Here is a 20,517-nt window from a genome sequence, read left to right on the forward strand (position 1 = left end):
CTGATATGGTTAGTTGTTGGCAAAAACAACTACTCGAAAAAACAGTAAGAAAAAAAGCGTATAAATACTTCAAATTAAAATTTCTCCATCTTTGGAGGAAGACTTATAATCATATCAGACGAATTTGAACCATCAACTTTCAATGATGCTCTGGAGAGTGCTTCATTTTGCTTTATCTTCTTATTTAGGGCTACAATGAAGTCCTTATGTGTAATTTCCTTATCCTTAGCATAAGCAGTCGGGACATTTAAAATTGATTGGGGGAAATTCTCTTTTAAATTAATACCAGTAAGTTCATAAGTATAAACAGCCGCCGCATCTTTAACTAAAACAATTAATCCAGGTAGGCCACAAAACTTCCATGGCCCATTTGATATCGCAATATCATCTGTATACCATGCTTCATAAGTGCGTCCCCTAAATATTGTAGTTGCCTTTACGCAATTATAATTGGATATTTTGCGTTTTTCGTTAGAAACCCTCCATTTAAAATTTGAAAGTGTATCTTTTATAAGGTAATAATTACGTTGAACATTATCACCTATCAGGAACTGTTTAGATAGAAAATTTTTGTAAATGAAATTAGTTTTTTTCGTAGAAATAACAATAGTTTTAACAAGGCTATTATCTCCATCTGCAATCAATTCAGTATTCGTAACCTTTGGCAGTGGAACCTCCAGAGATCTATTGCCTGAAAAATAGGTCATATAATTTATTATGCGAGGCTCATTTGTAAAACCATCTTTAATGGTTAGTTTGTAATTCAAAGACCCTTTTATTTGTGCAGAAGCATTTAAACCAAATAAAATTATAATAAAAAATATTGATTGACTAACAGCTTTTCTGTTTGGCATAAAAGAATATTAAGAAAATTAAAGTGAAAAAAAAGGGCTGTAAATTTGAATTTACAACCCTCAAATAATTTTTAAATTTAGTTAGCAGCCATCCATTGCGCTACCGGTGCCATTCTCCACTGTGCGTCTGCCATAGCCTCAGCACAAGTATTACCATAACCATGCATTGTGGCTCTGTCTACTACATTACCACTGCCATCAACAAATACAACGGTGTAAGTAGCTTGGCAACGTGCCATTACAGCTGTTTTTGCTGTTACGAAAGAAGATAATGACATTATGCTAATTAAGCACATTGTCAAAAGTGTTGCGATTTTTTTCATAGGGATATTTTTAAGTGGTTTTAAATGAAAAGGCAATAAAAGTGCCATAATTCGTATTAAAAAAGAAAAATTAATATCTTCCAAACTTTCTGTACTGGCTTCCATTCCTTCTGCTGTATAAATCCTATTGACGCCGTCCTGATGGATTACCAGTTGTATATTACTGGCAGTCTCAATTACTACGAGCACTATTTCCGCAGTGCGATGTAAATTTAATACATCAGATCTTACCGCCAGGTACCATAATAAGTAATAATTGTTTAGCAAGACCAACAAAACGGTTACTGAAACAGGATGTGTAAAATCATTACTTATTTTCCTTTAGATTCATACTCTAGGTTTCCTTGGAAACCTAAGCCTTGCATTGTTCCTGGAAAAAACTTAGAATACCTACCGATTATTTTCATTTCCAAGTCGCATTTCAATAAGCTATTAGAGATTAATCTATATTGTTATTTAGTTGGTACATACTTGATAGATAGTTGGTACATAGTTGATACATCCGTAGATGTAGCAAACATGAATGAACAAATGTGTTAACTATGTTTCATTCTTTATGGGAAAATTAACTCTACTGGTATATTAATCGGAAAAGTTGGCAAAGCTGCCAGCTATATGCTTAATGGTAAAATAATAAAACATCATTAAAGTTAAGGAGATGATTCCATTTAGCTGGATCTTGTGATACTACCATTATCACAAAAATCATGGATTGAAAAAATTGAGAACTTTGATCCTCTTTGCGGATCAGTTCCGTTCCTATTTTTATAATATAGGGTATCTCTAGGGCCTCTATAGGGCCTAATTAGGGTATACATAGGGTTATTGCCCAATTAATACTTATGAGATAGCTATCAAGGTATCTGAACAAAAAGAAAAGAGAATTAATAACATTGATCGTGTTTCGATATGAAATGCATACAAATCGGTGTTTAATGGGTGTGTTCTGGGTGTTTGATGGCTGTTGGCTCGGTGTATTCACCCAGAACATACCCCTAGAAGGCCGAAAAGACCCAGAACTTATACTTTTTTGTGTACAAGTAATATAAACGAATATCCAAACACACTAGCCAGAATATTTAGACATATACACAATAGTATAAATCATAAATAAAAATGTCATGGCTAAAAAACATCAAGGATGTAAGCTTCAATTCCAAGAATGATAAAATTTTATCAGGTCACTTAACGAGCTTATCAATAAATGAGGAGACTTCAGGATTTTCATAATAGGCACCTCCTACGTGATGGAAGGCAATGTTCCCTGCCTTATCTAAAATTACAGTAGTTGGCATTGATCCCGAAAAATACTCATTTGGAATTTCACTGGCTGATATAAATACCGGAAGGCTTAAGTGTTTGTTATTCATGAATGCTGTTGAGGCCGTGATCTTTCCATCAACATCCACCAGGATAAAAATCACGTTTTTGTTGTCTTTATATTTTGAATACAAGCTATTAATTGATGGCATTTCGGCAATGCAAGGAGGGCACCAAGTTGCCCAGAAATTCATAAAAACCACTTTCCCTTTCTGATCGGCCAATGTGATCGTTTTTCCATTTACATCTGTAAATAAGACCTGCTGTTCAGGAACTGAAGTTCCATTCTGCTTAGCGTTTTGTCGAATATCTGGTTGAAAAAAGCCCACTTTCATTAATCCCTGAATCAACAACCCTTTAGCTTCCGGACTAAAAACCATGGCAAGCATAAAAAGCACGAGTATCGTTGTGGTGATATTAGAAAAAGTTAACCACTGTTTATGGTCCTTTTTAGTGTTGTGATTGCTCATATTGCGAAATTACAATTTTCATTTCTCCGGTCATCTGTTGATTCCTGATTTTACTGCTAAACTACAGAAGCTGCTTTAATCATTAGTTTCACTATTTACGCTTCGATTAATCACATACTAATTCTTAGTTTTATAGCAATCTGGGGCAGGAACAAAATAATTAATAGATCATATTTTGCCTAACTATTTTTTATTTGTTCCTGCTATGGTGTATCAATTGTAACTATTGGTCTAGATATAAGTTTATTCATTTACATATCTTCCATTGAATAACCTGCGAATTCGACTTTATATTTGGACAACTCTTTTTGTATCGATTGTGATTTAATTTCAAGCATGCTTAAATTGATTTTTTTAGCATTGCGCTTCACCTCTGCTAAAACAGCAGTTTTATCAAGTTCATTGATTGCGATCAGGTCAATCTCATTTCCACCCCTTGTGTCCCAGTAGCTTCCTATTGCTGTAATACGTTCGCTTTCAGCCAGTTTTTCTCTAAAATATTTTTCCAGGATCAATCCGCTATATTGCTCATAATTTCCACCTATATATTCTCTTAGCAATTCATATTTACCCAATTCAATCATCGACTGATTTGGGTAAATAAATCTAAACCAGAACCTCAAATAGTTGTCGCTAATGCTCCATTTTGCTTTCCTGCTTTCAGGCTTAGAGAACATAGGCCTATTTTTACTGATCAACAAATAGTCCTTCTCCAGGTTAGCTAAATAGGCACCGGTATTCTTTCCGACAATAGAATCAATCTCTGTCTGTGTTGTTTTTCCTGAAGCAATCAATTGTAATATAGAAAAATAGGTACCATATTCCTTACCAAACTCTGAAATAAGTAGATCCCTGCCCTCCACTAGAAAAGGACTGTCAGACCTTGTTACGAAATCAAACATTTTGGCAACCTTTGTTGCCCCAGCCTCCATCAATAACGTTATATATTTTGCTATACCTCCCGTAATCGCATACAAACAAAGTAAATCTTCAGCTTCATATTTAGGGTTATAATCACTCAAAATCTTTTTCATCACGCTTACCGGAAATGCCTGAAGTGTAATTTTTGAAGTTAAGCGCCCAAATAAAGGTTCTTTCCTATTTTCAAAAATCCGTAACATGAGTGAGTATATTGACCCACAAACAATAAAGTTAATTTTCGCCTGGTCCTTATATTTATCCCAAAGCCGTTGAATATCACTAAAAATTCCCGGGTTTACATATTCAAATTCCTGAAACTCATCAATGACAAGCGTGTAGTGCGTTTTGGTAGCATAGATCAGCAATTGCTCAAAAAGGTCTTGGAAGGTAGTAATGCTGCCAAAGATCTGTAATCCCAGCGCATCCTGAACTTCGCTTTGCAACTGCGTACACAGCAAGCGCTCATTTTTGCGGGAAATAAATAAATAGAGATATTTCTGATTCTTTACAGACTCCAGCAGTAAGGACGTCTTACCAATGCGCCTACGGCCCACCACCACCGTAAAACAAGCTGTGCTTTTTGATTGAACCTCATTTATCCTAAGTAATTTCAGCTCTTCAGATCTTCCGTAAAATCTCATAATTATACTTTAACAACCATTATCTTAATGGCCATTAAAATAATGACCATTACAAAAATACAATCCTAATATATTAATTACTAATTTGAGGTAATTTTTTATTTTATTTTTCGTGCAATGATAAGACTCATTTTATGGGTCTTATTCCCTATTTTTAAATATGAAAGCATTATTTTTTGCAACTTGTCTGCTAGCCTCACCAATTATTCTTGTTACTGATAATTTAGAGGACAATACCCCTATCAATAAAATACAGGTAATTGGATCTCATAACAGCTATAAACAAGCAATAGATCCCCTATTATTTAATTTCTTTCAAAAAATGGATTCGGTGTCGGCCAGTAAAATTGATTACGAACACCTCCCTTTTTCTACACAGTTGGATTTGGGCCTAAGAAACATGGAGTTTGATGTTTATTCTGATACTTTAGGTGGAAAATATGCACATCCAAAAGGATTGGAATTGGTTAAAAACCAAGCGCCGTATGATGAAAAAGGGGAGATGAAGGCCCCAGGCTTCAAAATTCTCCACATTCAGGAATTGGATTTTAGAAGCTCGGCCTTAACCTTTACCGATGCATTGCAGCAATTAAAAAAATGGTCTGATAGACACACGGATCATAGCCCAGTTTTTATCACCTTGGAAGCAAAAGACGAGAAAATTAACCTGCCTGACATGACCATTCCCGAGAAATTTAGTCAGCACACTTTTGACGAACTTGATAAAGCCATCTTGACTACCCTGGGAGAAAAACATGTACTAACGCCAGATAGGGTAAGAGGTAAATATAAAACGTTGGAGGATGCGGTATTACATCAAAACTGGCCCAAACTGAAGAATGCAAAAGGAAAATTTGTCTTTATTCTTGATGCTAGAGATGAAAAAATGGAGACTTATATCAAAGATCATGCATCGCTGAAAGGTCGGGTTTTATTTGCAAATGCAGATGCAGGAATGCCGGAAGCGGCCATCATGATCAGAAACAACCCAAAAGATCCGTTGATCCCACAGTTGGTTAAAAAAGGTTACATCATCAGAACCAGAGCCGATGCCGATACTCAACAAGCTAGAACAGAGGATTATTCTGATTTTGAAGCTGCAGAAGCATCAGGGGCACAAATCATCACGACAGATTACTACATAAAAAGCACTCATTTCAAATCAGATTTTCAAATCATTTTCAAGAACGGTAAGTACATTAGAAAAAACCCATTATTTTAATCAAGCTATCTGCTATGTCTTTTCTTACCTAGCAGCCGCAGCTAATCGTTAAGGTAAGAGGATCACTTTTCCATAGGCAGTCCGTGACTCCGCAAACTTCATTGCGGTTACAATTTCACTTAGTGGATAGCGGGCTGCTATCTGTGGCTTCAATTTCCCGGCCTGTACCAATGCCATGAGTTGATCGTAATCTGCGGTCATATCTGTCATAAATTTTATACTGCCTTTTCCTGCCCAGATATTGTAGAAAGTAGCGTCCTTTCCGTTTGGAAATACCTTCCACCAGAGCACCTTTGCAATCAGATAAATAAAGGGTAGCCACAATGAGCGTGTTGAGTTTAATTCTGATGAAATGGCCATGCAAACCAGCTTCCCACCTTTTTTTATTAACCGGAAAGAACGTTCAGCAGTTTCTCCGCCTATGTTATCAAAAACTGCCGCGACACCTTCTGGAGCTAGCTTGCGCACCACCTTATCCCAATTGGAATCGTGATAATCAACTGGCTCGATACCTTTTTCTCTAAGTACCTGATGGTGGCGGGCGGAGGCCATTCCGATGATCCGCAAACCATCCAATTGTGCCAATTGCGTCAGGATGGTCCCTACCCCACCATTAACTCCATGTACTAAAATGGTATCTCCACTTTTTAATTTTACTGCGCGATGTAACATTTGCCAGGCAGTAATGCCGTTAACTACCAGTGATTCTGCCTCTGCCGGATCAACATTTAATGGAACGTTTAGCAAAACACCAACTTCAGCAATCACATGGCTGGCCCAACCACCTGTTTTAGTTAATGCCGCTACACGTTTTCCTAACCAATCTGCATCAACTCCTTCGCCACAGACAGTAACTGTACCCGCCAGGTCATATCCCGGAACGAAGGGAAAAGAAGGCTGACCAGGGTATCTTGCTCTACGCATAGATTGCTCGGCAAAAGAAATACCAGTAGCTTCTACCTTAATCAACACTTGTCCGGCTCCCGGCGCAGGTATTGAAAGTTTTTCTATTAAAAAGCCCTCTGGTTGTACGATTCCAGGTAAGACTACTTTTATGGCGTTTAGATCAGCAGTTGCTGAATTTGAACTTGATTGTTGATTTAATATAGTTTTCATAATTCGATCTTTTTATTTACAGATTGACTTTACAAATCTATATCACCTGGCCTTCTCAAAATTGTAAGAAAACGAAGCAAGGGTATTGCTTAAATACTCCTTATATTTATCAGGTCTCTTATGGAAAACAGCCTATTGCCCGATGCCGAAAACGGCACATATTACCCTGCCGGATCTCCGCTGGAGCTAGTGATTAGCCATTTCTATCACTTTGATTTTTCAATGAATAAAGAATCAGTTAGTCACCAATTGGTTCCGAACCTGGAAATGATGCTGGCATTTAGTTTCGGTACTCCTGTAGAGATTAAACTTCCAAAAGCATTATCAACTCCGCTGGTAGTCAGCAGATCGGCAATTATTGGCCCGCTGAGGCAATTGTTACAATACAAATTGGAGCCGGGTGCGGACTTGTTGCTGATTAATTTTAAGTTTAATGGATTCCATCGCCTCTTTAGCAATGGAATTAAAGAATTGAAGCAAACAGGGGCTACCGGGTATGAAGGGGTGATAGCAGATGCGGATTGGATGGAAGACTGGTGGGAAGAGCTGGCAAAATTACCAGATACTGAACAACGCATTGCTAGGTTTACGGAATTAACTATTGCCGCAATAAGCACAAGTGACATGCTGACTAGCGCCATTATTGCCAACAATATTTTTTTTAATGACCCTAAACTGGATCCCGCAAAAGCTTTTGCTGAAAGTAATGGGGTTACACCCAGAGCTATACAATTACGTTTCCAGCAAACAGTGGGCTATTCTGTTAAGGAATTACTGCGCTACCTGCGTTTTAAGGCCGTAGTTACAAAAATAGTGGAGCTTAAAGGGATAAAGCCTAATCTGATGGAATTGGTAGAGGCGCACAATTACCACGACCAGAGCCATTTGAATAAGGATTTTAAGTACTTCTTGGGCATGTCGCCATTGCAGTTCTTTAAGCAATTAAAAAGTGGCAGTATTTGCATCAATGCGGATACCTACTCTTCTACTTCTTAATTATTCCGGTTAATGTTAAAATGGAACGATGTGGTATAACGATTTTATCTTTCGGTATTTCCTCCAACTTTAGATCGGATGTTGAAGATGTTAAATTTGCCGAAACAAGCTTCATTTTGCCACCAATAATATGAATATCGGCAGTAAGATCTTCCGCATTCGGGTTAATCAGGACAATACTTATACTTTTACCTTTTTTAAAAGCGGATGCAAGTACTTGATTTTTCGATTGCGTTCCTGATGCCTTAACATCGATTCTTACCGCGCCAGGTTTTATAAAACGACTATAATTACCTAATGCCCATAGCATTTTACTTGCATAAAAGTTCCCTTCAACTTTATTTTTATCGAGATAGATTAGTCCGTCTTTATAGTTATAAGGAGATAAAGCCGTCCACCATTGCCAGGCTGTGGCATTGGCAACTGTTAAATCAGTGTGTATTACAGTCGCCAGATATAAAGCGGCATCTATCCCTAAATCGCGACCCCTTCCTTTAATTTCACCAGCATTATCGCCAAGGATACAATATTCAGACTGCCAGTAGTTAAGCCCTGGTATTTTTGAAATTCCTTCTGCTATCGCCTTGCGGGCTCTAGTTGATAGCTCTGTTGGAGATGTGGAAAAATAACTATGACCAGTTATAGTATGAGCTACTGAAGGTAAATTACCAACGTAGTTTTGACCGCCAGGTTTGAAAAAATCATTGATCTGTGACCCTGTTCCATGCTTGTCACCATCACGGATCAAATATTCAACACTACCCGCTTCAGCAATGATGAGTTTTGTCTTCACTTTTTCACTTACAAATGCTCTATTAATTGCTCCTGTAACGCCCGCAATTTCGGTATTTAAATAGGGTGATCCTTCCTGAGTTCCATCACTCCAGTCCCATTGCGGTTCATTTACCGGAGAGAGGTAATTAAATTTAATTTTGCTGATTTTTTCAACTCCGCTTATCACCTTAACCAGAAATGTTGCAAAATCATCATATCGGCTAGCTGCGATATTGACCTTTCCATTGCTGGAAAAAGCTTTCCCGTTGACCGTATAATTGACCGGTGGGCTATTCGTGAAAGCTAGAAATTGATTTACTTTACGCTCCTTTGCTGCTTTTAAGAACCAAATTTGTCCGGATTGTTTTTCCCAGTTATAACTGCCATCTGCATTTAAAAAGGATTCCGCTCTTCTCCACTCATCCCTAATTCCACTTTCCTTTCCTTGCTCAGTACTTCCGGCACCTATATTGAATCGCCACATGGATAAGCCAATTCCTTTGGGCGATCCATCAGGAAAATTGTCGTTACTGAAAAGTAAGTCTGCAATTTTATTTTTCTTTTCGTCAGGCCAGTTGCCCACAAACTGACATGCCCAGGCATCAGATGCTCCAAAATTATTGATGGTTTGATATGTTTTTGTGAGGTCGATATTTAAAGAGATTTGCTTATCTTGACCACTAGCAGCAGAGTTAATAAAAAGGGCAGCGGTAATAAGTAAAAATAAGGTATTTGTAAGGCTTTTGTGTTGCATCAAATTACGGTATCTACTAATTCATTGAGTTATCCATTGTGTTTTGCCGACCTATAGGTTGCCGTCAGGTCGCAAATTTCAAAGATAAGGTCTTAATGAACGACAAACAAGATTTGACTCCGCTAAAATTGTGTATGAATAATATAGTATAATCTTAATTTTTTTCGTTTATTTATAAATCATCCTGACCAAATATCGAATAACGCCTGATGAAAAAATATACTTGCAAAGTCCAATTTTTGATAATATCTGCCTTTTTGCTAGTCTTTGTAATGACTGCACAAGGACAAACGAGACAAATTCATTTTAATCACCTGGATAGCAGGAATGGTCTTTCAGAGAACAATGTAAATTGTATACTTCAGGATTCCAGGGGGTTTATCTGGATAGGAACCAGAGATGGTTTAAATAGGTTTGACGGCACCAATTTTAAAATTTTTAGACATAAGCATAAGGACAATAGCACATTAAGCAATGATTTTGTTACCGATTTGGCAGAAGACCATCTAGGCAATATCTGGATAGGGACAAACGAAGGGGGACTTAATAAATACGACCGTAAGCAAAACCGCTTTTATAGTTATGAACATGACGAAGCAAAGAAAAATAGCATTGCAGCAACAAGGATTAATACGATTGCAGTTGCTGATGATCAAACGATCTGGCTAGGTACAACTAATGGTCTTGATCATTTTGATCCAAAAACAGGAACTGCAATTCACTACCAAACTTCAGCTGCAGACCCAAAAAGCATCAATAGCAACGCGGTAACGGCTCTGCTTGTGGACAGCCAACACCGCCTTTGGGCCGGCACCCAATACGGACTTGGTCTCTTTGACTCAAAGACAAACTCCTTTCACCGATTTATAGCTGATAATTCGAAGGGAGCAATATCTGGCAATGGAGTCACCTCAATTTTTGAGGATAGTAAAAAGAGAATTTGGATTGGCACCTATGATTTTGGATTAAACTTGTTTGAAGAGTCTACAAATACCTTTAGGATGTTTCGGCACCAGGCGGGACAGGTTAATTCACTGGCACATGACGATGTAAAAACCATCTCTGAGGACAATAGCGGTAACCTTTGGATTGGAACCGAAAATGGTGGCCTCAGCATCCTTCATCCAGACACCTGGCACTTCATTACACATGTGCATGATGAAATTAACCAAAACAGTTTGACCAACAACTCTATCAACATCATCAAAAGAGATCGTGCAGGCAATATGTGGATTGGGGTATATAGCAGTGGGTTAAACCTTTATAAAATTCAAAGTAATAACTTTTTGCATTATAATCATACTTCATCTAATAGCATATCTAATAATTTTGTGCTCAGTTTTCATGAGGATAGTCAGGAAAACCTTTGGATTGGAACTGATGGTGGCGGCTTAAATTTCCTGGATAAAAAGACTGGAAAATTTAGCGCCTTCATGAAAAATTCATCTCCAGGCAGCATCACTGGGAACTACGTTCTGGCGATAGAAAGCGATAGTGCTGAAAACTTGTGGATAGGTACTTGGGGAGATGGCATTAGTATTTATAATCCAAGGACTAAAAAATTCAGGACATTGAGAAACGACCCTAAAGACCCGGGAAGTTTGGGTAACAATAATGTTTATTCGATTGCTCCTGGTCAGGGTGGTGAAATGTGGATAGGTACCTTCGGGAGCGGTCTAAACAAATATAATCCCAGAAGCGACAAGTTTGCTCATTTCGAGCATAATTCTGCAGATGCTCATTCTATAAGCAGCAATCTTATTACCGCCATTGAACCCGATAGAAAAGGTAACGTATGGGTAGGTACAAATGACGGGGGTTTAAACTATTATGACCAAAAAAGCAACAGTTTTACACGGTATGAAAGTGGGAAAGGCAATGGATTGAGCGACAATACCATCACCGATATACTGGAAGACCACTTGGGTAATATTTGGGTCACTACGTTTGCCGGTCTCCATAAATTTAATCCGCGTACTTCTAAATTCGAAGTATTTTCTGACAAGAATGGGCTAAGTAACCATTATACACAGGCTGTGGTAGAGGACAAGCATGGAATATTATGGGTTAGTTCAAATGGAGGTTTGTCTAAATTCAACCCGAAAACCAAACGATTTATCAATTTCACTGTAGAAGATGGCATCCAGAGTAGTGAGTTTAAACAAAAGTCAGCTTTAGTAAGCCGATCTGGAGAGATTTACTTTGGTGGCAATAATGGATTTAATTCTTTTAATCCTATGACTATTGGTACAGCTGATTATCAAACTCCCGTGGTGATTACTAAGTTTCAATTGTTTAATAAAACCGTTGAGGTCGCTAAAAATTCGCGGGACAGTTCTCCACTAAAACTGGATATTTCTGAAACAAAATCCATCAGGCTAAACCACAACCAATCTTTTATTTCCTTTGAATTTGCAGCACTGGATGCCATATCTCCCGAAAAAAAACGTTATGCGTATAAGTTAGAAGGTTTTGATACCAACTGGAACGAAGTAGGAAACAACAACAATGCAGTCTATACCAATCTGCCTCCTGGAAAATATGTATTTAAGGTTAAAACCCAAAGCAGCACTGGTATTTGGTCGCCCAGGATGGCAAGTATTGAAGTCACTATTGTTCCACCCTTCTGGGCAACCTGGTGGTTCAGAGTCCTGTCAGTCCTGGTTATTTTCGCAATCATTTATGTGGTGTACCGGTACCGGATCAACTCCATACTAAAACAAAATGAGCTACTGGAAAACCTGGTGAAAGAAAGAACGGCTGTAATCCAGAACCAGGCTAACGAAATGCAAGCGCTAAATGAAGAACTGCAGGCACAATCTGAAGAACTGACCGTACAATCTGAAGAACTTTATGCGCAAAAAGATTACGAGCAAGCATTAAGGGCTGAAGCAGAAAAAGCCAACCGTGCAAAAAGCATTTTCCTGGCCACCATGAGCCATGAGATCAGAACCCCAATGAACGGTGTAATTGGTATGGCCTCCCTGCTTGGTGAGACGGAACTGAATGCCGAACAAAGAGAGTTTACGGAAACCATTATTTCTTGCGGCGACAGTCTGCTGAGTGTGATTAATGACATCCTTGATTTTTCTAAAATTGAATCTGGGAAACTGGATATTGAAGAGGAAGATTTTGAACTGTGCCAGGTTATTGAGGAAGTTATGGATTTGTTTGCGCAACAGGCTGCCAGAAAAAACATTGACTTGATTTACCAGATTAGTACTGGTCTTCCCGATTATATAGTGGGCGATAGTCTTAGGTTAAAACAGGTACTTATCAACATGACCAGCAATGCATTGAAATTTACCTCAAAGGGTGAGGTTTTTATCAATGTTTATAATGTAGACTCTGGGTCGCCAGATGTGCTAACCCTAGGTTTTAGTGTCCACGATACAGGAATTGGTATTCCTGAGGAAAAAATGGATAATCTTTTTAAAGCATTTAGTCAGGTTGATTCATCAACTACCCGAAAATATGGTGGCACAGGATTGGGCTTAGTCATTAGTGAGCGTTTGGTCAATTTAATGGGTGGTAAAATATGGGCGACCAGTGAAGCCGGAAAAGGATCGATATTCCACTTTACGATACAGGCTCGTGTTAGCAAACAGGCACCTGTGCAAACCACATCAGAAGTAAACCTGGAGGGTCTTTTAGGTAGTAAGGTGCTGATTGTAGACGACAATAAGACCAATCTAATAATTCTTAAAACTCAATTGCTAAACTGGAACCTTGTTCCTATTGTAAGCAATTCTGTAGGGGAGGCATTAGAATATTTGGAGAAAGAACCAGATATTAAGCTAATCATTACGGATATGGAAATGCCTGAAAATGATGGCATTGACCTTGCAAAGGCCAACATGAGGAATAAAAACCCTTTACCAGTTGTGATGCTCAGCTCTATAGGTGATGAGACCAAGCATAAATATCCAGGTCTTTTTTCTGCCATCCTAACTAAGCCTGTTAAGAAAAAACAATTGTTACGAAGCATTCAAGAAGCCCTGAAAACACAATTATCAGCACCAGTTGTCTCAATACACACGAAGATTCTTGAAGAAAATTTCGCGCTAGAATTCCCTTTGCGTATACTGGTGGCAGAAGACAACGAGGTTAACCAGCGTCTGATTTTAATGGTATTAAAAAAGCTAGGTTATGAAGCAAAGTTGGCAGAAAATGGACTTACAGCAATAGAAGCCATAAAAAGCGATATTTACGACTTGGTATTAATGGATGTGCAGATGCCAATAATGGACGGTCTGGAAGCTACACGTTTGATTAGGAAGCTTTTAGTTAAGCAGCCTTACATTATCGCAATGACTGGAAACGCCATGCCTGAAGACAAAGCAATTTGCCTGAAAGCCGGGATGAATGACTATTTGGCTAAACCTGTTAAACTGGAAAGTATCAAAAACTCCATTAAAGAGGCTGCAAAATAGAAGCTAGCGGTAGATTGGACAAACGTAATAACTTGTTAAATATTGTTAAAAGTGTAAATTAGAAACAAAAAGCTTGATTTTTTTGTTTTATTATTTATATTTTTGACTTCACCAATATGAGTATAAAACGAATTGTAACGCTTGTGCTGAATATCTTTTGCCTGATTGGCATTTGCGTATTAGGCAGTACAGTTGTTTTTGCTCAGAAAGCGGATAGTTCTATCAATAGTATCCGATCTAAAAAGATGGTAAATACGCCTCAAATTAAGGGTACTGTACCCACCTATAAACCAAAGTATCTTTTTGGTTTTATTCCCTATGCGGAAGCAATTTCTGCAAGCAAAACGACTCCTACTGGTATTGCTGCTAAAAACGATAAATTACTTGCCGTATTAAAGGTTTATCCGAATCCTGTAGATGACGAGGTAAATGTAATCGTTCGCATAGATCGTGAAACTAGTTTCTCTGTTAAAATTATGGATCTTCTTGGCAACGAGGTAGTCACGCTGGCAAATGAACGTATTGGCGCAGGTGAACAGACGAAGACCTATAACATCCCTGAACGTTTGAATACAGGAATCTATTTTCTGAAGGTTGTTGCCGGATCTGAGACCGTTGTAAAGCGCATCTCAGTACTATAAAAGGCTAACATATTTTCCTTTTTCTGTCTCATAATTCCTATTTTCGTAAAAACACTATTGAATGAAAATTATTGCTATTGGCCGTAACTATGTCGCGCATGCTAAGGAATTAAACAACCCCATTCCAAATAAGCCTGTTATTTTCCTTAAACCAGATACTGCAGTTCTCAAAGACAACAAGCCTTTTTATTTGCCAGAATTTTCTAGCGATATCCATTATGAAGTTGAGGTTGTGTTGAAAGTTTGCAAAGAAGGAAAAAATATTGCAGAGAAGTTTGCATCGAAGTATTTTGATGAGGTTGGTCTGGGTATTGATTTTACTGCAAGAGATATACAAACAGATCATAAAACCAAAGGCTTACCCTGGGAACTCGCTAAGGCATTTGATAATTCAGCAGCAGTTAGCGCCTTTTTACCGAAGGAAAAGTTAGGGGATTTAACACAGCTTGACTTTGATCTGGAAATAAATGGTGATCTTAGACAAAAAGGAAATACCAGCAACATGCTTTTTTCTTACGAGCAAATCATTGCTTTTGTATCACAATACATCACCTTAAAAAAAGGAGACCTCCTCTTTACGGGAACTCCAGAAGGCGTTGGACAAGTGCACCAGGGTGACAAGCTGATTGGTAACCTTGCAGGTAATAAATTGTTAAATTTTGAGATTAAATAGCAATGGTAAAATCATATCTCTTATTGTTATTACTTGCTATGACAATAGTGCAAACCAATGCACAGCAAATATTTAGCGGCAACAAATATCCACTTAATAATTTCAGAATGCCATTGGATATTGCTCCTCCTGCACTTGCAGGATCCTTTGGAGAGCTCAGGTCAAACCATTTTCATTCTGGCATGGACTTCCGCACTAACCAGCGCCAGGGCTACCCAGTTTATGCTGTTGCAGATGGTTACATTTCCAGACTAAGGGTGCAAAATAGTGGCTTTGGATTGGCGCTATATATTAATCATCCAAATGGATTTACCTCTGTATATGGACATCTTTCGAGGTATAGTCCGAAGATTGCACTCCAGGTTAAAACGCTACAGTATCAAAAGAAAAGCTACGAGATAGATGAGTTTCCAGATCAATTATTGATACCTGTACACAAAGGTGATGTGATTGCTTACAGCGGAAATACAGGTAGCTCTGGTGGACCACACTTACACTTTGAAATTAGGAATACCAAGACGGAGCCTACCATAAATCCACAGTTGTTTGGACTGGAAATCCCAGATAATATACCACCGGTTATCTCTTCCATATATGTATACCAGTTAAATAAAAAGCCATTCGATGAATTTACTTCCAAGCGTTTTTTACAAGTGTCAGGTAGTTCTGGGAGTTACCAACTCACTGGATCATCCACCCTAAATTTAGGTGGAGAAATTGGATTCGGCCTTGTGGCAACAGACCGACATAACGGTGCCTCAGGGCTTAACGGTGTTTATTCTATAGAATTGTTTCTGGATGGAAAGCATGTATTTACTTCAGCAGTTGAGAGTTTCGAGTTTGAAGATAGTAAAGCAATCAATTCCCATATTGACTGCCCACTTTATATGAATACCAAAAGAAGCGTTCAGAAAAGTTTTGTAGATCCTGGCAACCCACTTACCATCTATAGCAATCTGGTAAACCGCGGACGCATTGATTTTAACGATGGCACTTTACATCAATTAAAATATATCGTAACTGATGGCAAGGGAAATAAAAGTACACTTAGTTTTCAGGTTAAGGCAGAAATGGCTTCGATACAAGCTACTCCTTCACTGGGATCAACATTCTCTTATGCGAAAGACAATGAATTTAATAATGACCAAATTAAGGTCCTTTTACCTAAGGGAACACTTTACAACGACCTTAACTTTGTTTACAAGACACAACCAAAACCGACAGCTAATGCATTTTCTTCCATTCATCAGATCCACAACAGCCTTACCCCGCTTCATATTGGATTTGAATTATGGATAAGGGCAGATAGCAGTCTTGATAAATATAAAGACAAAGCATTGGTTGTAAGTACTGGCAGGGCCTCACAAGGAGGTTATTACGAAAACGGTTATGTAAAAGCTAAACCCCGGAGTTTTGGTAGTTTTTTTATTGCAATTGATACGGTACCACCTATTGTTTTACCACAAAACATCACAAACGGTAAAAACATGGCAGGCATTAGCAAGATGATGTTCAAGATCCGCGACAATCTTTCTGGCATTAAAAGCTTTAATGGGTATATAGACGGAAAATGGGTTTTGATGGAATTTGATGCTAAAACAGCATCTTTATGGTATACATTTGATGAGTTAACCTCTCTCGGAAAGCATACCTTTGAATTGGTTGTGGCAGACATGAAAGACAACATTAAAAACTATTCAATTACATTTTACAAGTAAATACGATGAGCGAATTAAAGGAAGGCCAAAAGGCACCAGAATTTAGTGTACAAGATCAGGATGGAAATCAAATTTCTCTGGCACAATTTGTCGGAAAAAAGGTTGTACTTTATTTTTACCCAAAGGATGACACCCCTGGTTGTACAGCAGAGGCTTGCGATTTCAGGGATAATTATCAAGGACTTGCAGCCAAAGGTATTGTAGTACTTGGTGTGAGTACGGACGATGAAAAATCACACAAAAAATTCATTAACAAACACCAACTGCCGTTTCCGCTACTCGCAGATACAGATAAAAAGATTGTAGAAGCTTATGGAGTTTGGGGAGAAAAAAGCATGTATGGCAAAACGTATATGGGCACCAATCGCAAAACATTTATTATTGATGAAGAAGGAACCATTTTACACATCATTAGTAAAGTAGACACTAAAAATGCCTCAGCTCAGGTATTGGACCTTTTATCGGTTTAAATAAATTGTTGCTCCTGTCTCTATAATTGTGCATTAAGGTTTCTTAACAACATGTAGTAAGCTATAGAATTATAGTCGGATAGGCATAAATATGAAGACAATTTTATCTAAGTTTGTTTTATTAATCAATAACCAAGTTAATGAAACATACAATTAAAGAATTAGAAGATATTGCATCCCAGGTAAGAAGGGATATTGTTAGAATGGTTCATGGATGCCAGTCAGGCCATCCTGGTGGATCTTTAGGTTGTGCAGATTTCATGACCGCACTTTATTTTGAAGTGATGAATCACTCATCAGATTTTACAATGCTGGGTAAGGATGAAGATTTGTTCTTCCTGTCTAACGGGCATATTTCTCCTGTATTTTATAGTGTTTTAGCCAGATCTGGTTATTTTGACATAAGTGAAATGGCTACTTTTAGAAAGCTTAATTCTAGGCTTCAGGGACATCCTACTACGCATGAAGGACTTCCGGGCATTAGAGTAGCATCAGGATCTTTAGGGCAGGGAATGTCTGTTGCAATTGGTGCAGCGCTTGCTAAAAAGCTGAATAAAGATAAGGCTATTATTTTTTCTCTACACGGAGATGGCGAATTACAGGAAGGCCAAAATTGGGAAGCAATTATGTATGCTCCTTTTAATAAAGTTGATAATTTGATTGCAAGTATAGATTACAATGGACAACAGATTGATGGTCCAACAGAGAAGATATTGTCTTTGGAAAATCTTCAGGATAAATTTGAGGCTTTTGGATGGCATGTGATCAATTCTGATGGTAATGATATGGAGGCTTTAGTTAAAGCGCTTCACTATGCAAAATCATTAACTGGCAAAGGCAAACCAATTTTAAACTTAATGAGTACCCAAATGGGATATGGTGTGGACTTCATGGTAGGATCGCACAAGTGGCATGGTGTTGCGCCAAATGATGAACAATTGGCATCAGCATTAAATCAGTTAACAAGTTCCCTAAAAGATTATTAAGCCGACCAAATAAGAATGAAAAAGTACACATATACTGAAAAAAAAGATACACGCTCTGGCTTTGGCGCCGGATTGTTGGAAGCTGGACAGAAAAACCCTGAAGTTGTAGCACTTTGTGCTGATCTTGTTGGCTCTCTAAAAATGGAAGCATTTATTAAGGAGTTTCCTGAAAGGTTTTTCCAGATTGGTATTGCAGAAGCAAATATGATAGGAATAGCATCAGGCCTAACCATCGGTGGTAAAATACCATTTACAGGTACATTTGCCAATTTCTCCACAGGCAGGGTTTATGATCAAATCCGCCAGTCAGTAGCTTACTCAGATAAAAATGTAAAAATTTGCGCATCCCATGCCGGTTTAACCTTGGGAGAGGATGGGGCTACACACCAAATTCTTGAAGATATAGGTTTGATGAAAATGTTGCCAGGCATGACTGTGATTAACCCATGTGATTACAACCAAACTAAAGCAGCAACAATTGCCATAGCAGAGCACCATGGCCCTGTTTACCTGCGTTTTGGAAGACCAGTAATTCCTGTATTTACAGATCCTGATCAAAAGTTTGAGATAGGTAAAGCATGGATGGTAAATGAAGGTACTGACGTTACAATTATTGCCACAGGTCATATGGTTTGGAAAGCAATTGAAGCTGGAGAAAAGTTAGCCGAGCTAGGTATTGATGCCGAGATTATAAACATCCACACCATCAAACCACTTGACGAGGAAGCGGTACTAAAATCTGTTAAGAAGACAGGTTGTGTGGTTACTTGTGAAGAACACAACAAATTTGGCGGACTGGGCGAGAGTATTGCCAGACTTCTTTCTACTGAATTACCTAGTCCACAAGAATTTGTAGCCGTGAATGATAGCTTTGGAGAAAGCGGAACACCTGATCAGTTAATGACCAAATACGGCCTCGACAGCATAAACATTATTGAAGCAGTACAAAAAGTGATCAAAAGAGTTAAGAAGTAACAGCATTACCCTATATGAAGCAAGTTGAAGACTCAGAGATTCTCGAGAAATTTTCAAATGAAAAAACTCGTAACGAAGCCTTCAACTTGCTTTTAACTAAATATCAGCAAAAAATCTATTGGCATATCCGCCGACTGGTAATTGATCATGATGATGCAGATGATCTTGTTCAGGATGTATTTATAAAGGTTTGGAAAAACCTGGAGAAATTCCGCAGTGACTCGCAGCTTTATACTTGGATCTATAGGATAGCTTCCAACGAATCAATCACATTTCTAAATAAGAAAAAGCAAAAAAACAACATACCGTTAGATGAAGTTTCGTTAGAACTGAATGAAACTCTTGTTGCTTCTTCCTACTTTAATGGAGATAAGATCCAAATGAAATTGCAGCAAGCAATACTTACCTTACCGGATAAACAACGTCTGATTTTTAACATGAAATACTATGATGACCTTAAATATGAGGAAATCTCTGAGATTACAGGAACGAGTGTAGGTGCTTTAAAAGCTTCTTTTCACATAGCAACAAAAAAAATTGAAGCTTTTTTGCTAAATGATGACGTTACCTTTTAAACCTTTTGCGATTTAAAACATCAATATATCTGTAATGGGAGAAAATTTAGAAAATAAGGATTGGAGAGCGGAGGCACCCACATTAGCTGGGATTGCTGTGAGGGAGGTGTTTTCTGTTCCAGATGGCTATTTTAATGAGTTAAATACGCAGATATTATCCCGGGTTTATTTGGAAGAATTAAAGTCTGAAACCAGTAACCAAGGCTTTGAAGTGCCCGAATTATATTTCACTGGCGTGGCAGAAAGTATCAAAACGATAACATACTTAGAGACCTTAAAATTAAAAGATCAGGTTTATAGTGTTCCTGAAAACTACTTTGAGGAATCACGAGCTGCAATTATAGCTAAAACTACGGGTGTTGTTCAGAAATCTAAAATTGTTCGTCTTTGGCACTCTAAATTATTAAAGTATGCTTCTGCAGCGTGTTTTGTAATTGTTGCTGGCTTGGGAGTTTATTTTAACCAGGGATCTACTGTTCAGCGTGTTAGTAATACTGATATTGCTACAGAACAAATGTTGTTTGATATTGATGAGGATGTGATTATTGAGCATATAGCAGCACCGGAAACGAATAAAATAGCCAATGACCAGGCTGCATTAGAAAACTATATTCTTACTAACTTTTCTTCCGCTGATTTAACTACTGAATACTAA

17 protein-coding genes are annotated in these 20,517 nt (G+C 38.0%); 11 read left to right on the top strand and 6 right to left on the bottom strand.

The window, feature by feature from the left end:
* Positions 1–74: 74 nt before the first annotated feature.
* From ACVWYN_RS15090 to ACVWYN_RS15105, 4 genes are all read right to left on the bottom strand, one after another.
* Entirely contained in the window at positions 75–854 is a 780-nt protein-coding gene (locus ACVWYN_RS15090) for a GLPGLI family protein (protein ID WP_457289707.1), read from the bottom strand.
* A gap of 77 nt (positions 855–931) precedes the next feature.
* A complete protein-coding gene (locus ACVWYN_RS15095; protein ID WP_457289708.1) occupies positions 932–1,366 on the bottom strand; it encodes a hypothetical protein in 435 nt (144 codons plus the stop codon).
* 992 nt (positions 1,367–2,358) lie between these two features.
* Positions 2,359–2,967, bottom strand: coding sequence for a TlpA family protein disulfide reductase (locus ACVWYN_RS15100; protein WP_457289709.1), 609 nt, complete (start codon positions 2,965–2,967; stop codon positions 2,359–2,361).
* Positions 2,968–3,218: 251 nt separating this feature from the next.
* Positions 3,219–4,529, bottom strand: coding sequence for an ATP-binding protein (locus tag ACVWYN_RS15105; RefSeq protein WP_457289710.1), 1,311 nt, complete (start codon positions 4,527–4,529; stop codon positions 3,219–3,221).
* Between the two features lie 160 nt (positions 4,530–4,689).
* Between ACVWYN_RS15105 and ACVWYN_RS15110 the strand changes: the two genes are divergently transcribed.
* Positions 4,690–5,751, top strand: coding sequence for a phosphatidylinositol-specific phospholipase C1-like protein (locus ACVWYN_RS15110; RefSeq protein WP_457289711.1), 1,062 nt, complete (start codon positions 4,690–4,692; stop codon positions 5,749–5,751).
* Between the two features lie 48 nt (positions 5,752–5,799).
* Here the strand turns inward: ACVWYN_RS15110 and ACVWYN_RS15115 are convergent, their stop codons facing one another.
* Positions 5,800–6,867 (bottom strand): medium chain dehydrogenase/reductase family protein, encoded by a 1,068-nt coding sequence (locus tag ACVWYN_RS15115; RefSeq protein WP_457289712.1) that lies wholly within the window; start codon positions 6,865–6,867, stop codon positions 5,800–5,802.
* A gap of 120 nt (positions 6,868–6,987) precedes the next feature.
* Between ACVWYN_RS15115 and ACVWYN_RS15120 the strand changes: the two genes are divergently transcribed.
* Positions 6,988–7,863 carry a helix-turn-helix domain-containing protein gene (locus ACVWYN_RS15120; RefSeq protein ID WP_457289713.1) on the top strand — a complete coding sequence of 292 codons (876 nt, stop codon included), beginning with the start codon at positions 6,988–6,990 and terminating at the stop codon, positions 7,861–7,863.
* Here ACVWYN_RS15120 and ACVWYN_RS15125 read toward each other — a convergent pair.
* Positions 7,853–9,391 carry a glycoside hydrolase gene (locus ACVWYN_RS15125; protein WP_457289714.1) on the bottom strand — a complete coding sequence of 513 codons (1,539 nt, stop codon included), beginning with the start codon at positions 9,389–9,391 and terminating at the stop codon, positions 7,853–7,855. The genes ACVWYN_RS15120 and ACVWYN_RS15125 overlap by 11 nt on opposite strands.
* A 272-nt stretch (positions 9,392–9,663) precedes the next feature.
* Between ACVWYN_RS15125 and ACVWYN_RS15130 the strand changes: the two genes are divergently transcribed.
* The 9 genes from ACVWYN_RS15130 to ACVWYN_RS15170 all read left to right on the top strand — a co-directional run bounded on the left by ACVWYN_RS15130 (position 9,664) and on the right by ACVWYN_RS15170 (position 20,517).
* A complete protein-coding gene (locus ACVWYN_RS15130; protein ID WP_457289715.1) occupies positions 9,664–13,824 on the top strand; it encodes a two-component regulator propeller domain-containing protein in 4,161 nt (1,386 codons plus the stop codon).
* A 116-nt stretch (positions 13,825–13,940) separates the two neighbouring features.
* On the top strand, positions 13,941–14,465 hold the full coding sequence (locus ACVWYN_RS15135) for a T9SS type A sorting domain-containing protein (protein WP_457289716.1): 525 nt from the start codon (positions 13,941–13,943) through the stop codon (positions 14,463–14,465).
* 61 nt (positions 14,466–14,526) lie between these two features.
* Complete coding sequence (locus tag ACVWYN_RS15140) at positions 14,527–15,138, top strand: fumarylacetoacetate hydrolase family protein (RefSeq protein ID WP_457289717.1); 612 nt, start codon at positions 14,527–14,529, stop codon at positions 15,136–15,138.
* A 2-nt stretch (positions 15,139–15,140) separates the two neighbouring features.
* Positions 15,141–16,856, top strand: a complete 1,716-nt coding sequence (locus ACVWYN_RS15145) for a M23 family metallopeptidase (protein ID WP_457289718.1) — start codon at positions 15,141–15,143, stop codon at positions 16,854–16,856.
* 5 nt (positions 16,857–16,861) lie between these two features.
* Positions 16,862–17,326: a thioredoxin-dependent thiol peroxidase gene (gene bcp / locus ACVWYN_RS15150; protein ID WP_457289719.1), complete on the top strand. Its 465-nt coding sequence runs from the start codon at positions 16,862–16,864 to the stop codon at positions 17,324–17,326.
* Between the two features lie 140 nt (positions 17,327–17,466).
* Positions 17,467–18,312 (top strand): transketolase, encoded by an 846-nt coding sequence (locus ACVWYN_RS15155; protein ID WP_457289720.1) that lies wholly within the window; start codon positions 17,467–17,469, stop codon positions 18,310–18,312.
* A 15-nt stretch (positions 18,313–18,327) separates the two neighbouring features.
* Entirely contained in the window at positions 18,328–19,287 is a 960-nt protein-coding gene (locus ACVWYN_RS15160; protein ID WP_457289721.1) for a transketolase family protein, read from the top strand.
* A gap of 14 nt (positions 19,288–19,301) precedes the next feature.
* Positions 19,302–19,862 carry an RNA polymerase sigma factor gene (locus ACVWYN_RS15165; protein WP_457289722.1) on the top strand — a complete coding sequence of 187 codons (561 nt, stop codon included), beginning with the start codon at positions 19,302–19,304 and terminating at the stop codon, positions 19,860–19,862.
* A 34-nt stretch (positions 19,863–19,896) separates the two neighbouring features.
* Positions 19,897–20,517, top strand: a complete 621-nt coding sequence (locus ACVWYN_RS15170; RefSeq protein WP_457289723.1) for a hypothetical protein — start codon at positions 19,897–19,899, stop codon at positions 20,515–20,517.

It is taken from the genome of Pedobacter sp. UYP24 (assembly GCF_054057295.1).